This window comes from Faecalibacterium sp., assembly GCF_052358865.1.
Classification (GTDB): Bacteria; Bacillota; Clostridia; order Oscillospirales; family Ruminococcaceae; genus Faecalibacterium; species Faecalibacterium butyricigenerans.
In genome coordinates, this window is the sequence record NZ_DAWCVJ010000060.1 from 1 (window position 1) to 16,037 (window position 16,037).

Genomic DNA, 16,037 nt, shown 5'->3' on the forward strand with positions numbered 1-16,037 from the left:
GTCAGGCCGGTCTTTGCCATGACCTTCTTGGTGGCAGCGATGGGGCCGAGACCCATGACCTCAGGCTCGACGCCTGCCAGAGCACCTGCGACCCAAGTAGCCAGAGGCTTGATGCCCAGCTCCTTAGCCTTCTCCTCACTCATGACGACCAGAGCAGCAGCGCCATCGTTGATAGCGGAAGAGTTGCCAGCGGTCACGATGCCGTCCTTGGTGAAGGCGGGCTTCAGGGTGCCCAGCTTCTCGACCGGGGTCAGACGGGGGCCTTCATCGGTATCGAACACGGTGTCGCCCTTCTTGCCCTTGATGACGACAGGAACGATCTCGTCCTTGAATGCGCCGTCCTTGATGGCCTTGTCAGCCTTGATCTGGCTGTTGTAGGAGAACTCATCCAGCTGCTCACGGGTGATGGGGCTGTAGCCGTACTTCTTCTGATAGGTCTCGTTGCTGCAGACATTCTCAGCGGTCATGCCCATGTGCTTGTTGAAGCCGCAGGCATCCCACAGTGCATCGTTGACCATGGTATCGACCAGCTCGCTCTTGCCCATGGGAGAACCCATGCGGTAGCCGTAGCGGGCCTTCTGCAGGGCAAAGGGAGCCATATCCATGTTCTCCATGCCGCCTGCGACCACGATGTCAGCATCGCCAGCCTCGATCATCTGAGCAGCCATGTTGACGCAGTTCAGACCAGAGCCGCAGACCACGTTGACGGTGACAGCGGGGGTCTCAATGGGCAGGCCAGCCTTCAGGGAAGCCTGACGGGCGACGTTCTGGCCCAGACCAGCCTGAATGACGCAGCCCATGTAAACATGATCGACCTGCTCAGGTTTCACGTTTGCACGGTTCAGAGCTTCCTTGATGACGATGGAGCCAAGCTCAGCAGCAGGGACGTTTGCCAGAGTGCCGCCAAACTTACCAATAGCGGTACGGCAGGCAGATGCGATAACAATTTTTTTCATGTTAATAGCCTCCTGAAATGTGTATATTTACGGGGTTTTCGTAAAACGATCTATCAAAAGGCCCGAGAGCCTTTTTGCATGATAAAAGGGATCAGATAGTCTTTCCTTCCGCCCGAAGCTGCTCCACTTTCGCGTGGATGGCCGCTTCTACGTTGGGCGTCACGAACTTGGAGATGTTGCTGCCGTAGCGGGCAGCCTCCTTGACGATGGTGGAGGAAAGGTAGCTCCACTTGATGCTGGTGGCGAGGAACATGGTCTCGATACCGGGCATCAGTGCGTGGTTGGTCTGCGCCAGCTGGATCTCGTTTTCGAAATCCGTCACAGCCCGCAGGCCCCGCACCATCACCGAGGCGTGGCGCTTCTTGGCGAACTCCACGGTCAAGCCGTCAAAGCTCTCCACCGTCACGTTCGGGATGTCCTTGCAGCACTCCTGCAGCAGCGCCACCCGCTCCTCTACGGTGAACAGGGGGTTCTTCGCGCTGTTGATGAGCACTGCCACGATGAGGTGGTCGTTGATCTTCGCTGCCCGCTTGATGATGTCGAGATGTCCTCTCGTGACCGGGTCAAAGGACCCGGGGTAAACTGCTGTTGCCATCGGTATGGTCTCCTTTATCGCCGCGCTTTGGAAAAGCGCAATTTGGTGTTGCCATGATAGCACTTTTCAGTTCCCGCTTCAAGTATCGAGGCATATGCCCCTCGCAACATCGTTAATTTTTAGTCAATTAACGTCGCACTGGGGCGCTTTGTCTTGGTACACATTAAGTAAACCATATTGTCAAAATTTTATCAAGTCTTTTTTCAAAAAAATTTGTTTTTGTCGTACCAAATTATCCCCACAAATTGCTAAGATTTTTAGTCATCTTGTCCGTAGGGCTATTTTTTACGAAAGGGGGCTTGATTCTGTTCTTTGTTAATGTTATAACTAAGTTGAGCAGGTCTGCCTCTGCCGGAGGCACCCGTCCTGCTGTTTCCAAGGATACCGCCGGGATGTGATAAGCCGGTGTCAAAACTGGAAACGAACGGTAAATTTCCGGCAAAGATCTTTGTTCCGCAGGAATGTAAATGGTAAATTTACAATTCTTTTATGTTATTATAGGAGAGGATGGTTTATAATGGATTTTAAGGAAATGTACGCGCAGAAAAAGATGACCGCCGAGCAGGCTGCCGCGCTGGTCAAGAGCGGCGACTGGGTGGACTACGGCTGGTGTGTCAACACTCCTGTGGCCGTGGACGCCGCCCTTGCAAAGCGCCTGCCGGAGCTGGAGAATGTCAACTTCCGCGGCGGCATCCTGATGTGGGTGCCCGAGATCTTCCAGATCGACGATCCTGCTGCCCACATGACCTGGAACAGCTGGCATATGGGCGGCATCGAGCGCAAGGCCATCGCACAGGGCTTTTCGTTCTACTCCCCCATCCGGTATTCTGAGCTTCCCCGCTATTACCGCGAAAGCCCCGATCCGCTGGATGTCGCCGTCTTTCAGGTGACGCCGATGGATGAGCACGGCTACTTCAACTTCGGCCCCAGCGCTTCTCATCTGGGCGCTGTCTGCGAGAAGGCCAAGAAGATCGTCGTCGAAGTCAACACCAATATGCCCCGCTGCCTCGGCGGCATGGAGAACTGCGTCCACATCTCCCGGGTCACCGGCATCGTGGAGGGCAGCAACCCGCCCATTGGCCAGATGGCCGCTGCCGGCCCCGCTTCTGAGGTCGATCTGAAGGTCGCCAATCTCGTCGTGCCCCAGATCCCCAATGGTGCCTGCCTGCAGCTGGGCATCGGCGGTATGCCCAATGCCATCGGCAGCCTCATCGCCCAGAGCGACCTGAAGGACCTCGGCGTCCACACGGAGATGTACGTCGATGCCTTTGTGGACATCGCCAAGGCCGGCAAGATCACCGGCGCACACAAGCAGCTGGACAAGGGCCGTCAGGTCTACGCCTTCGGTGCCGGCACCCAGAAGATGTACGACTACCTCAACAACAATCCCGAGTGTATGTCCGCCCCCGTCGATTACACCAACGACATCCGCAGCATCTCCGCACTGGACAACTTTATCTCCATCAACAATGCGGTGGACATCGACCTGTTTGGTCAGGTGAACGCGGAGAGCGCCGGTATCAAGCACATCTCCGGTGCAGGCGGCCAGCTGGACTTCGTGCTGGGTGCCTACCTCTCCAAGGGCGGCAAGAGCTTCATCTGCCTTTCCTCCACCTTCTTTAATAAAAAGACCGGCCAGCTGGAGAGCCGCATCCGTCCCACGCTGGAAAATGGCAGCATCATCACCGACACCCGCGCCAACCTGCATTATCTCTGCACCGAGTACGGCTGCGTCAACCTCAAGGGCCTGACCACTTGGGAGAAGGCTGAGGCCCTCATCAACGTGGCACACCCCGACTTCCGTGAGCAGCTCATCAAAGAAGCCGAGAAGATGCACATCTGGCGCCGCAGCAACAAAATCTAAACATCGCCGTATCGGCTCCTGCCGTCTGCGGCAGGAATGGAGTCTCACATGATGGACAAAAAACCGCACATCAAGCCCTACATCTACGGAATGTTGGCGGGCTTTGGTGCGATAAGCCTGAGCATCCTCTTTTTCTTCTTCATCTACCGCTTCGACGGCTTCGGCGATGCCGTCTCCACCATGACCGGCATCCTGATGCCCTTCATCTATGGTGCGGTCATCGCCTACCTGCTCAAGCCGGTGTGCAACACCATCGAGAGCTTTCTGCACCGCATCTTCCCCCAGAAGATGCACGGTCTGGCCAATATGCTGGCCATCGCGGCCACTCTGCTCTTCGGCATTCTGGTGGTCTACGCGCTGGTGATGATGGTGGTGCCGCAGGTCATCTCCAGCGTCACCTCCCTCTATTACACGGCCCAGACCAGCATCACCCGCTTCATGCGGTGGATCAACACGCAGGACGTCTTTCTGGACAATGCGACCCTGATGGGCTACTTCAACGACGCTTACGATGCCATCACGAGCAATCTGGCCTCTCTGCGCACCACCCTGCTGCCCTCCCTCCAGAACCTGCAGGGCATCCTGAGCAGCGTGGGCGTGGGCGTCATAAACGTGGTGACGTGGTTCAAGAACCTGCTCATCGGCCTCATCGTCGCGGTCTACCTGCTGGCCAGCCGCAAAAAACTTGTCAAGCAGGCCAAGATGATCCTTTACAGCATCTTCAAGCCCCGCTGGGCGCAGCTCATTCAGGAAGAAGTCCTTTACGCAGACCGGATGTTCGGCGGCTTCATCAACGGCAAGATTCTGGACTCTGCCATCATTGGCGTGCTCTGCTACTTTGCCTGCATCGTCTTCAAGTTCCCCAGCGCTCTGCTGGTGTCCGTCATCATCGGCGTCACCAACGTCATCCCCTTCTTCGGCCCCTTCATCGGTGCGGTCCCCGCCACCCTGCTCATCCTCATCCAGAGTCCCATCAAGGCCCTCTGGTTCGTGCTCTTCGTTCTGGTGCTCCAGCAGCTGGACGGCAATGTCATCGGCCCGAAGATCTTGGGCAACACCACCGGACTTTCCAGCTTCTGGGTGCTCTTCTCCATCCTGCTGTTTGGCGGGCTGTGGGGCTTCGTGGGCATGATCGTAGGCGTGCCGCTGTTTGCCGTCATCTACGACATCATCAAGAAGCTGGTGTTCCATGGCCTCCGCCGCAACGGCCAGCTCGGGCAGGTAGAAACCTACCATGAAGAGTTCGGCGACCCGGATGACCCGGCTCCCGCCCCTGCCGAGGCAGAGAGCGAGACCGAGATCGTCATCGACTCCGGCGAAGAATAACAAGAACAAGCCCCCATCCTCCCGGCTGCCTCAGCCGGTGAAGATGGGGGCTTTTCTGCGCATTTTTATTCCAGTGGAAAGACCGATAAAGTCATTTCGCGGTGGTGGGTCTCCAGTCCTTGTAGTTCTCGTACCGGCTCTCCCGGAGCGTGACGTGAGACCAGATCTCGTCGGCCACAGGCTGCCAGTCTGCCGCATAGGCCGCACACTTGTCACAGAGGTGGTCTACGGTCTCGGGGGACTGCAGATCCGTGCTGTGGGCACCGGTGTCGTGGACCATCTTCCGCAGCAGCTCGGGATTTTCCAGCATCGGACAGGGCCGCAGGTGATTTTTATTGAAAGGCTGCCCATTGTGATAGGCCATGAAGAGGGGGCTGCGGAGGATGTCGAGGATGCTGCTGTCGTGGATGTTGGCGTTCGAGTAGTGGATGAAGACGCAGGGTTCGGCGTCGCCCGCCGAGTTGATGTGGAAGTAGTTGCGCCCGCCTGCGATGCAGCCGCCCACGAACTCGCCGTCGTTCTGGAAGTCCATCGGGTAGAACGGGATGTCGCTCTTCTCCGAGCGGAGATACCGGATGCGCTCCAGCATATACTTGCGCTGGGCCGGGGTGGGCATCAGTTCGGGCGCAGCCTCGTTGCCCACCGGCATGTAATGGAAGTAGAAGCCGAAATGCGCGCCCTTATCGCAGAGCATCCGCATGAAGTGGTCGCTGGTGACGGCCTCAAGGTTGTCCCTCGTGTAGCAGATGGATGTCCCGGAGAGGATGCCGTGGGCCTTCAGCAGGTCCATCGCGTGCATGACAGCGGCATAGTGCCCCTCGCCCCGCCGGGCATCGTTGGTGGAAGGCGTGCCCTCGATGGAGAGCATAAAGGCGATGTTGCCCAGCTTTACCACCCGCTCACAGAACGGCTCGTCGATGAGGGTGGAGTTGGTGTAGATGGCGAACTGCACATCGTTGTGCTTCTCCGCCAGACGAAGGATGTCCGCCTTCCGCACCAGCGGCTCGCCGCCGGTGAGCATATAGAGGTAGACGCCCAGCGCCTTGCCTTCGGTGACGATCTTGTCCATATCCTCAAAGCTGAGGTTGTTCTTGTGGCCGTACTCGCCCGCCCAGCAGCCCACACAATGCATATTGCAGGCCGAAGTGGGGTCGAAGAGGATGAGCCACGGGATGTTGCAGCGGTACTTGACCCGGTTCTCCCGGATGGTCTTGGTGCCCCGGAAGAACGCCTCATAGCCGAGGTTGAGGGCCGTGGTGCGGGCCACGTTGGGGTCTGTCTGGCTGAGCACACAGTTGATGAGCTTCGACCACTTGCTGTCCGGGTCAGCCAGCACGGCGTGGGCGTGCTCGTAGGTCTCCTCGCTGAAGGAATCGCCGTAAAACTGCTTTGCCACGTCCACCATCTCGGCGATCGCCTTCTGACGGTCCTTATTGACATGGGCCAGTGCGACATCCACCATCGTCCCGACAGCAGCACGCTGCACCTTGTGGCTCAGAGAATCCAATGCGGTACTCATAATGTCAGCCTCCTTAGCCGGTTCTTTGCCGGTTTTCTTTGGCAATACTTTAACATTTTCTCCGCAAAGGTTCTATAAACAACGAAAGCAGGGTGATAGTTTTTCCATCACCCTGCTTTTGTTGCTCAATTTTTTATCAGTCTGTCTCGATTGATGCTTTTCCATCCGTGCGGAAGCGCTGCAAAGCCCGCTTCAGGTCGCCCTGCATGATGGTATTCAGGCGCTCGGCCATGATGGCTGGGTCGGCCTTCATGTCGCGGCGGATCCACTCCAGCGCCAGCCCCACGAAGCCGTACTTGTAAAAGTCGATGATGAACTGCTTATCTTCCTCTTTTACCGGGATGTTCAGCCGCTCCACGAATATCCGCAGCAGCGGGTCCAGCATCTTATAAAGGTACTGCTCCACCTGCTCGCGGCTGACCGAACGGTAGACGTTCAGCACCAGCACCCGGTTGGCCTGCACCTTTTCCAGCATCTCCCGGAGCGCCCCGCTCCACGTCTCGAAATCCTGAAGTCCCTCCAGCGCCTCGGCGGCATCCTCCATCAAGATCCAGTCCACAAGGTCATAGATGTCCTTGAAATGATAATAAAAGGTCATGCGGTTGACACCGCAGTCCTCGGTGATGTCGCTGATCGTGATCTTATTCAGGGGCTTGCGGAGGAGCAGCTTTTTCAGCGATGCTTCCAGCGCCCGTTTTGTCGTCTGTGCCACAAGAATGCCCATCCTTTCCGGCCAGAGCCTCTTGCCCCAAGGCTCTCTGCCTGTCCCTCTGCCGCGCAGAGTTTTCCAACTTTCATCGGTCATATCTTTATGATACCGCAGACCGCCGGGACAGTGCAAGCATCTTTTCCAACATTTTCATGAACTTTTTGTGTCCCACCGCCGGGTGTTTCCTCTTTATTTCCGGCAAAGGCTGCCTCTTTTTCCCTGCAGCAGAGACAAAATACTTGATTTTCTGCCCGGCTGTGCTTAAATGGAAAGCAGAAAGGAAGGGTAAGTATGAGAAAGACCATCGGATTTTTAGGCTGCGGCAACATGGGCGGGGCCATCGCCCGGGCCGTCTGCAAGGCAGCCGACCCCCAGAGCGTCTGGCTGGCCAACCGCACCCCCGCCAAGGCGGAGGCGCTGGCCGCAGAGCTGGGCTGCAACACCACCAGCAACGACGAAGTCGCAGGCCGCTGCGACCTTATCTTCTTGGCCGTCAAGCCTCAGATGATGGAGGAGCTTCTTGCCCCTCTCCGCTTCACGCTGGCCGAGCGGCCGGGCCGCTTCGTGCTGTGCAGCATGGCGGCAGGCCTGTCCATTGGCCGCATTCAGGAGATGGCCGGCGGGGACTACCCCGTCATCCGCATCATGCCGAACACCCCGGCCTCTGTGGGGGCAGGCATGATCCAATACTGCACCTCCGGTGTCACTGCCGAGGAGGAGGCCGACTTCCTCCGCCTGATGGCCCCCGCCGGGCGGCTGGACGCCGTGCCGGAGGCCCTCATCGACGCGGCCAGCTGCGTGTCCGGCTGCGGCCCGGCTTGGGTGTACCAGTTCATCGAGGCGCTGGCCGACGGCGGCGTGGCCTGCGGCCTGCCCCGGGCCAAAGCACAGGAGTATGCCGCCCAGATGGTGCTGGGCAGCGCAAAGCTGGTGCTCGAGAGCGGCCAGCACCCCGGCGCACTCAAGGACGCCGTGTGCAGCCCCGGCGGCAGCACCATCCAAGGCGTCCGGGTGCTGGAAGAAAAGGGGATGCGGGGCGCTGTGATGGACGCCGTCCTCGCCGCCTACAATAAGACAAAAGAGATGGGAAAGGGCTGAATTTATGCGCATCGTCGTCAAAGTGGGCACCTCTACGCTGGCCCACGCCACCGGGCGGCTGAACATCCGCCACGCCGAGGAACTGGTAAAGGTCCTCAGCGACCTGAAGAACGCCGGGCATGAGGTCATCCTCGTGTCGTCGGGTGCCATCGGCATGGGCGTGGGTAAGCTGTCGCTGCCCGCCCGCCCCACCGATATGTCCTCCAAGCAGGCCTGCGCCGCCGTGGGCCAGTGCGAGCTGATGTATGTTTACGACCGACTCTTCAGCGCCTATGACCATACGGTGGCCCAGATCCTGCTCACCGGCGTGGACGTCGAGCACGCCAGCCGCCGGGAGAACATCCAGAACACCCTCACTCGGCTGCTGGAGCTGGGCGCACTGCCCATCATCAACGAGAACGACACCGTGGCCACCGATGAGATCACCTCCATCGGCGACAACGACACCCTCGCCGCCATCGTCACCTGCTGCATCAAAGCCGACCTTCTGGTGCTGCTGAGCGACATCGACGGCCTCTATACTGCCAACCCCCACACCCACCCGGAGGCAAAGCTCATCCCGCTGGTAAAAGAGATCACCCCCGAGGTGATGTCTCTGGCCGATGGGGCCGGGTCGGCGCTGGGCACCGGCGGTATGTCCACCAAGCTCCGCGCCGCCCGGATGGTGACGTCCAGCGGGGCCGACATGGTCATCGCCAACGGCGCCCATCCCGAGCTGCTCTATGACATCGCCGAGGGCCGTGCCGTCGGCACCCGCTTTGCGGCCCACAGACAGGAGGCCTGACCATGACCACACAGGAGATCCTCGAGGCCGCCCGCGCGGCCAAGACCGCCGTCGCCCTCTCGGACGGCGCCACCCGGAACGCCGCCCTCTGCGGGATGGCCGACGCCCTCGGCGCACCGGAGCATCTGGACGCCATCCTCGCCGCCAACGCTGAGGATATGGCTGCTGCCAAGGGGAAGATCAGCGACGTCATGCTGGACCGCCTCGCTCTGACGCCCCAGCGCATCGCGGCGATGGCCAAGGGTATCCGGGACGTCGCCGCCCTGCCCGACCCGGTGGGCCGGGTGCTGAGCCGCATCCAGCGGCCCAACGGCCTCCTCATCGAAAAGACCGCCGTGCCGATGGGCGTCATCGCCATCATCTACGAGAGCCGCCCCAACGTCACCAGCGACGCCGCCGCACTCGCCATCAAGAGCGGCAACGCCTGCATCCTCCGCTGCGGCAAGGAGGCGTGGCGCTCGGCCAACGCCATCGTGGCCGCCCTGCGGCAGGGCCTGCGGGCCAACGGCCTGCCCGAAACGGCGGTCTGCCTCATCGAGGACACCACCCACGCCTCGGCCAACGCCCTCATGACCGCTGTGGGGTATGTGGATCTGCTCATCCCCCGGGGCGGGGCCGGACTCATCCGGGCCTGCGTCGAAAACGCAAAGGTTCCCTGCATCCAGACCGGCACCGGCATCTGCCACATCTTCGTGGACGACACCGCCGACCAGACCAAGGCGCTGGACATCATCGAGAACGCAAAGGCCAGCCGCCCCAGCGTCTGCAATGCCGAGGAGGTCTGCCTCGTCCACAGCGCCATCGCGGCCGGGTTCCTGCCGAAGCTGGCCCAGCGCCTCGGCCCGGACCGCACCGCCAAGGGCCTGCACCCGGTGGAGCTGCGGCTGGACCCGCGCGCCGCCGCCCTCATCCCGGGCACACCCGCCGGGCCGAAGGACTTCGACACCGAGTTCCTCGACTACATCCTCGCGGTGAAGGTCGTGGACAGCGTGGAGGAGGCCGTCGCCCACATCGCGGCCCACTCCACCGGCCACAGCGAAGCCATCCTGACCCGGACCGACGCCCATGCGGCCCTCTTTACGGCTGCCGTGGACAGCGCCGCCGTCTACGTCAACTGCTCCACCCGCTTCACCGACGGCGGCGAGTTCGGCCTCGGCTGCGAGATGGGCATCTCCACCCAGAAGCTCCACGCCCGCGGCCCCATGGGCCTCGGCGAGCTGTGCAGCTACAAGTACATCATCCGCGGCGACGGTCAGGTCCGGTGATCTTTTGACAAGACCGCCGCTGCGATAAAAATTTTCTTCATTCTTCACGACAGGCCGAGGCCAGATGCCCCGGCCTGTACTTTTGTTTCATCCGGATGGACTGTTTTTCTGCAAGATACACTTTCGGCTGAAAAAAATTTTACAAATGCATCGGAAAATAAATTCTTGTATCCAAATTTTCGCCATTCTTCACAAAGCTATAGTCATACTTTCCCCATTTTGTCTCGCAAAAATCACAACAAACCTCTTGACATCCGGGCTTTGAGTGGGTTAAATTTAAGATGAAGGTATAATTCGACACCATCTTACTTGTTTGGTCTGTTTGTTGAGAGTTGTTCTCCACGAGGCTTCAGTTTTTTAAGTCGTTTTCTATCCGGGGACACTTTTCCGAGCATATCCGCCCACCCACAACACTATACTTGGAATGAAGGAGAGAGCGTTATGACGATTGCTATACTCGCACATGACTCCCGCAAAGAACTTGCACTTCAGTTCTGTACCGCCTACAGTGGAATCTTATCCCGCAACACGGTCATTGCCACCGGTACCACCGGTCGGATGCTGGCGCAGGCCACCGGTCTGCCCGTGCACTGCTACCTCTCCGGGAGGCTGGGCGGCATCCAGCAGATCGCGGCCCGGGTGGCCTGTGACGAAGTAGACCTTGTGCTCTTCTTCCGCGACCCCCTCAAGCAGGAAACCGGCAGCAGCAACGAGCAGAATCTGCTGCGGCTGTGCGATATGCACAGCGTGCCCATCTCCACCAACATCGCCACGGCCGAGGTATTGCTGCGCGGCCTCGATCAGGGCGACCTCGATTATCGTGAGGGCATCCACCCCGACATCACGGAGCCTCTGCCCGTCCACCGGGCCGTGTGCTGAGGCTGTTTTTTTGAGACATCGACCCATCTGGTGTTTTTTTGTGTATAGAGGGTTTCGAATAACGAAAGACACCGCAGAAGTTTGCGCTTCTGCGGTGTCTTTTCATTTTATCCTGTGCTCAGGCAGCACGGAGGGACGACTTATTCCAGACCGCCCATCTGTTTGATGGCCTTGATGGCAAAGGTCAGGGTGCGGCCCATTGCCACGCCCGCCATCAGGCAGGGGTAGTTGTTGGCGAAGAAGGAGCCGGACATATCGCCGGTGACGTACAGGCCGGGCATGGGCTTGTTGTCGTTGTCGAGAGCCTGACCCTTATCGTTGATGGCGATGCCCTGCTCGGTGCACAGCAGGGAGGCACCCAGCCAGCAGCCGTAGAAGGGGGCGGTGCGGATGGCGCTCAGGCGGTAAGCGGGCTTGCCGAAGTCCTCATCCTCCTGCTTGTCGTACAGCTCGTTGTAGCGGTCAACGGTAGCGAGGAAGGTGTCTTTTGCCTCACCGGTGAAGCCCAGCTTGTCGGCCAGCTCCTCGATGGTGTCGCAGACGAACAGAGTGCCGGCTGCGACTGCCTCATCGACCTTGCCCTGGAAATACTTCTCGCCGCCGGCACGGGTCTGAGCAGAGCAGCCGATGGTGTGGAAGCGCTTTGCGTCCTCCAGAACATTGGCGTCGCAGATCTGTGCGTAGACGCGGCCCGGCTGGTGGGCAGCAGCATAGACGATGTCGTTGTAGGGGCTGCTCTCGTTGGCGAAGCGCTCACCGTTGCGGTTGACCTTCAGGAAGGGCTGGGTGCCGGGGTTGTACTGGCGGATGGGGCCGGGGAAGGCCTTGCCGCCGAAGGCAGAATCGCTTGCCACATAGCCGCCGTCCACGCCGGGGGCCACGATGCCGCGGTCGAACAGCATGGGAGCTGCTTCCTTGTCGAGGTTTGCGCCAGCCCAGACCGCAGCACGGATGCCGTAGCCCTTATCGGCCGGAGAGTAGGAGCAGGCAGTGGTGACGGAGGTGCCCAGCGGGTCCAGCTGCTCCATCATGTAGGGGTTGCCGGGGAAGCCGCCGCAGGCCAGCAGGACACCCTTGTTGGCGTTGTAGCGGATGAAGTGGTCGTCCTCGGTGCTCTGGGCGATGACGCCGGTGATGCGGCCGGTCTCGTCCTTCTCCAGCTTTGCCAGAGAGGTCTTGAAGTCCACATCATAGCCCAGCTCGCGGATGTAGTCCAGCAGCAGCTCGTTGCGGGCTGCGCCGGAGCTGCGGTCGTAGGTGTACTCGATCTCCGGGTACATATAGTCGGTGTTGTGCTCGGCGTTCTCGGCGGGCCATCTTGCCTCATCGCCGTAGGTGTAGATCATCTTGACGCCGTACTTGTCCTCCATGATGGAGCGGATGAACTCGATCATCTCGCCGGACTCGTTGATCCATGTCTTGACGACGCGCTGGTCGCACTTGCCGGAAGCGTAGCGGGACACCTCGCTCAGGAGCTTTGCGCGGTCCATCTTGATGCCCTGTGCCTGTGCGCCGAAGCCGTCCACCGCGCCGACCCAGTGGCGGGTATCCTGCACATTGCCGTTCTGCTCGATGACGCGGAAATTCAGACCGTTGGCGGCTGCGTAGGCAGCTGCGCCCATGCCGCCGTTGCCCGCGCCGACGATGAGGATGTCGGTGTCCACGGTCTCAGTGATGGCAGCCTCGTCGATGTCAGGCTCCTTGCCCAGCCAGTCGGTCTCATCGCCGGTGGGCAGCTGGACGGAGGTCACAGCAGCCTCACCCTTGGCCTGTGCGTAGCAGCTCTTGGCAGCCTTCATGACAGCGTCGGAGGTGATGGTGGAGCCGGAGACGCCGTCGATCTCGGCAGAGCCGGCGGCCATCAGCTGCTCGCGCAGCTCGTCGGCAGCGGCAGCGCCGTAGGAAGCAGTCTCGCCGGAGGTATCGACCACAACATCGGTCACAGCGCTGTCAGAGAAGGTCATCGTGACCTTGACGGTGGAAGAGATGCCCTCGGCAGTGCCCTCATAGGTGCCGGGGATGTAGGTACCGGCTGCGCCGGAGGAAGCTGCGGTGGAGGAGCTGGCGGTGTTGCAGGCAGCCAGTGCACCGGCAGTCACACCGGACATGGCGGCCGCGGCAGCGATCTTCAGAAAACCTTTGCGGGAGATCTTATTCATTTTGCGTAGACCCTTTCTTCTCGTTCTTCTTTATTCTTGCTCATAGCTCCGTGCGGCGGCAGACCTTCTCGCGCTGCGCCCACATCGTTCGACAATAATTTAACACAAATGCAGGGGGCTGTCTTTTAAGAATCCTTAAACTTCTCCGCCGCCTTTCGGTCTGATTTTCGTCCCAAAGGCCATTTTCGTTAATTATTTGCTTAACAAACCGCAAAAAGAGCGCCGACTGTTTAAGTTTCTTTAAAAAGTCGGCGCTCTCATTTAAACGATTCTTAAGCTCTCTCCCCCTCCGGCTGGAAGACGTATCCCTTTCCCCAGACATTTTTTAAGTAGACAGGCTTCGCGGGGTCCGGCTCGATCTTGCTGCGGAGGTTATGGATATGGACCTGCACCGTCCGTACATCGCCGAGGCTGTCCTTGCCCCAGATCTTCTGGTAAAGCTCATTGGCCGTAAAGAAGGTGTTCGGGTAGCGGACAAAGAGGGTCAGGATGCGGTATTCCATATCAGCCAGATGGACGCTGCGGCCGTCCTTCTCTACGCTGTGGCTGTTGGCGTCCAGTGTGAAGGCCGTGCAGTGGTAGCCGTTGACGCTGGGTTCTGCGCCGTCCATCTGGACCCGGCGGATGTTGGCCATGATACGGGCCAGAAGGATCTTGTTGTTATAGGGTTTGGCCAGAAAGTCATCGCCGCCCATTTCCAGCGCACGGACGATGGTGTCAGTGTCGTCCAGACAGGAGGTGAAGATGATGGGGCAGTGGTGCCAGCTTCGCAGGCGCTGGCAGAGGTCTACTCCGTTGGTGTCCGGGAGAAGGATGTCCATCAGGATGACATCGAACCTCTCCCGCGCATGGCTCAGCGCGTCGCCGCCCGTCTCCGCACAGACCACCTCGAAATTCTGCTGGCTCTTTAAAAAATAGCAGGTGGTGTCGCGGATCACGGGGTCATCTTCCACCAACAATACGCGGATCATCCCTGTCAGCCCTCCCCTTTTTTCGCACGATTTGATATACTATAGTATACCTTATTTTTCTTACATCCACAAGGGGAGGCATCGCCATGAAGCAAAAATGGCCCATTCTCATTTTTTCCGCCCTGCTGACGGCTTTCATCGTGCTGGCCGGCATCTGGGGCAATGCACAGTTCCAGCGGCTGCCCAGCGGCGGCGTCCTTACGGCCCAGCAGGCCGCCAAGGGCATCGCGCCGGATGGCTGGCGGCAGGAGGCTCCCGGCCAGTGGCATTTCACCTTCACCGCCGGGGAGGATCTCTCGTCTCTCACCCTCTGCGTCACCAATACGGCAGCGCCGCTGGAGACCGAACGGCTGACCGACCTTGCCCGCTCGGGCGAGCTGTACGCGCTGGATGTTACACCCGGCGAAACGGTGGAGCTGGTATTCGCCTGCCGCCGCAGCCCTCAGACATGGCTGATGTCCTCGGCCTTCGCCGACCGGGCCTTCCGTTTCCGCACCCTGACCCAGCTTATCACCCTGACGGCTTTTGTGACGATGGGGGTGGTGGTGCTGGCCCTCTACCACTATAAGCATCAGCCGGAGCTGGGGTATTTTCTGCTCTACCTTGTCATCATGAGCGCGTGGGCGCTGATGGTCTTTTTCTTCCCGGCCATCCGGAGCGGCCCGCTTCAACTCGTTCTCCGCTCTTTCTTCGCCTTCACGGTGCTGGCCTCGGCGCTGCTGGCTGCGGGGTTGCTGGGCATGGAGCTGCCCCGCTCCGGGCGGGGGCTTCTCGGGCTCATCGCGGGCTGTGCCGTTTTCTTCCTGCTGGGCATGAACGACTATCCCCCGCTTCGAGTGGGAGTGCTGGCAGCCGGTATGTTCTTCTGCCTCTATCTCCTGATGGCCGCTGTGAAGGCGGGCTATGAGGGGGCCGGACTGATGCTCCTGCCCTGCGCCGTCACCACCGGTTTCCGGATCTGGGCGCTGCTGCCCGGTCTGGACAGCTCCTTCTTCGTGGAGTCCGTCCCCTTCTACCTGCTGCGCTGCTCCCGCCTCTACGACCTGCCCTTTGCCATCGGCTGCATGGTCTTCGTCTGCCGCCGGTTCGCCCTCCTCTTCGACCGCACCGAGCAGCTGGCCCGGGAGCTGGACGCCCGGGTGGCCGAGCGGACAAAGGAGCTGACCGCCGAGACCGATGCCCGCAAGAGTATGATGCTCAACATCTTCCACGACCTGCGCAGCCCCCTGTTTGCAGTCAGCAACGGGCTGGAAACGCTGGAATCCGCCCCCGAGGCCCTGCCTGCCCTTCTGCCCGCCCTGCGCCAGCGCGTCGAGTTCCTGCGGCGGCTGACGGAAGACCTCTTCCTCGCGGCCAAGCTTGAGCAGAAGCAGCTCCTGCTCAACGAGGACCGCGCTGCGCTCAACGAAGAAGCCGCCACCGTCTGCGCGGCCTGTCAGAGCGAGGCCGACCAAAAGGGTGTTGCGCTCTGCCTCAGCGCCGACGTTCTCCTGCCCGTCTGGGGCGACAGTGTGCGGCTGCAGCAGATCCTCCAGAACCTCGTGACCAACGCCATCCACTACACCCCCGCCGGGGGCAGCATCCATGTGGTCTGCCGCGCCGAAGGCGGGACGGCCTGCGTCAGCGTGCAGGACACCGGCTGCGGCATCGCACCGGAAGATCAGGGGGCCGTCTTCGACCGGTATTTCCACACCTCTGCCGACAAAAAGCACGACTCCACCGGCCTCGGCCTGACCATCGCGCAGGAGCTGGCCCGCCTCCATCACGGCGAGATCACCCTGCAAAGCGAAGTCGGCAGGGGCAGCATCTTCACGCTGAGGCTGCCGCTCTTGAATATCGAAGAGTATAGCAGTTTGCGCTTTTATCGCAAGACAAGAAATTAGTGCAACATTCAAACAGCATATTTGCGATA

13 protein-coding genes are annotated in these 16,037 nt (G+C 60.1%); 7 read left to right on the top strand and 6 right to left on the bottom strand.

Annotation, left to right across the window (positions count from 1 at the left end; all coding sequences use genetic code 11):
• A partial coding sequence (locus ACT8X9_RS09725) for an acetyl-CoA C-acyltransferase (protein ID WP_444268850.1) occupies positions 1-956 on the bottom strand: 956 nt, incomplete at its 3' end.
• A gap of 91 nt (positions 957-1,047) precedes the next feature.
• Entirely contained in the window at positions 1,048-1,551 is a 504-nt protein-coding gene (gene coaD, locus ACT8X9_RS09730) for a pantetheine-phosphate adenylyltransferase (RefSeq protein ID WP_444268851.1), read from the bottom strand.
• 517 nt (positions 1,552-2,068) lie between these two features.
• Between coaD and ACT8X9_RS09735 the strand changes: the two genes are divergently transcribed.
• Positions 2,069-3,415 (top strand): butyryl-CoA:acetate CoA-transferase, encoded by a 1,347-nt coding sequence (locus ACT8X9_RS09735; protein ID WP_227621598.1) that lies wholly within the window; start codon positions 2,069-2,071, stop codon positions 3,413-3,415.
• A 48-nt stretch (positions 3,416-3,463) separates the two neighbouring features.
• Positions 3,464-4,741 carry an AI-2E family transporter gene (locus ACT8X9_RS09740; RefSeq protein WP_444268852.1) on the top strand — a complete coding sequence of 426 codons (1,278 nt, stop codon included), beginning with the start codon at positions 3,464-3,466 and terminating at the stop codon, positions 4,739-4,741.
• 91 nt (positions 4,742-4,832) lie between these two features.
• Here the strand turns inward: ACT8X9_RS09740 and ACT8X9_RS09745 are convergent, their stop codons facing one another.
• Together ACT8X9_RS09745 and ACT8X9_RS09750 are read right to left on the bottom strand one after the other, a co-directional pair.
• Positions 4,833-6,260, bottom strand: coding sequence for a radical SAM protein (locus ACT8X9_RS09745; RefSeq protein WP_444268853.1), 1,428 nt, complete (start codon positions 6,258-6,260; stop codon positions 4,833-4,835).
• A 136-nt stretch (positions 6,261-6,396) separates the two neighbouring features.
• Positions 6,397-6,972: a TetR-like C-terminal domain-containing protein gene (locus ACT8X9_RS09750; protein ID WP_227621602.1), complete on the bottom strand. Its 576-nt coding sequence runs from the start codon at positions 6,970-6,972 to the stop codon at positions 6,397-6,399.
• Positions 6,973-7,260: 288 nt separating this feature from the next.
• On the opposite strand from ACT8X9_RS09750, the gene proC reads away from it, so the two are divergent.
• The 4 genes from proC to ACT8X9_RS09770 all read left to right on the top strand — a co-directional run bounded on the left by proC (position 7,261) and on the right by ACT8X9_RS09770 (position 10,995).
• The gene (gene proC / locus ACT8X9_RS09755; RefSeq protein ID WP_412589514.1) at positions 7,261-8,067 is read left to right on the top strand and encodes a pyrroline-5-carboxylate reductase; all 807 of its coding nucleotides are present in this window, start codon (positions 7,261-7,263) and stop codon (positions 8,065-8,067) included.
• Positions 8,068-8,071: 4 nt separating this feature from the next.
• The gene (proB, locus tag ACT8X9_RS09760) at positions 8,072-8,851 is read left to right on the top strand and encodes a glutamate 5-kinase (protein ID WP_444268854.1); all 780 of its coding nucleotides are present in this window, start codon (positions 8,072-8,074) and stop codon (positions 8,849-8,851) included.
• A 2-nt stretch (positions 8,852-8,853) separates the two neighbouring features.
• Entirely contained in the window at positions 8,854-10,116 is a 1,263-nt protein-coding gene (locus ACT8X9_RS09765; RefSeq protein ID WP_444268855.1) for a glutamate-5-semialdehyde dehydrogenase, read from the top strand.
• A gap of 441 nt (positions 10,117-10,557) precedes the next feature.
• On the top strand, positions 10,558-10,995 hold the full coding sequence (locus tag ACT8X9_RS09770; protein ID WP_444268856.1) for a methylglyoxal synthase: 438 nt from the start codon (positions 10,558-10,560) through the stop codon (positions 10,993-10,995).
• 140 nt (positions 10,996-11,135) lie between these two features.
• On the opposite strand, the gene ACT8X9_RS09775 is transcribed toward ACT8X9_RS09770, so the two are convergent.
• Positions 11,136-13,154 carry an FAD-binding protein gene (locus ACT8X9_RS09775; protein ID WP_444268857.1) on the bottom strand — a complete coding sequence of 673 codons (2,019 nt, stop codon included), beginning with the start codon at positions 13,152-13,154 and terminating at the stop codon, positions 11,136-11,138.
• A 272-nt stretch (positions 13,155-13,426) separates the two neighbouring features.
• Entirely contained in the window at positions 13,427-14,125 is a 699-nt protein-coding gene (locus ACT8X9_RS09780; protein WP_227621612.1) for a response regulator transcription factor, read from the bottom strand.
• An 86-nt stretch (positions 14,126-14,211) separates the two neighbouring features.
• Between ACT8X9_RS09780 and ACT8X9_RS09785 the strand changes: the two genes are divergently transcribed.
• On the top strand, positions 14,212-16,008 hold the full coding sequence (locus ACT8X9_RS09785) for a sensor histidine kinase (protein WP_444268858.1): 1,797 nt from the start codon (positions 14,212-14,214) through the stop codon (positions 16,006-16,008).
• Positions 16,009-16,037: the final 29 nt, after the last annotated feature.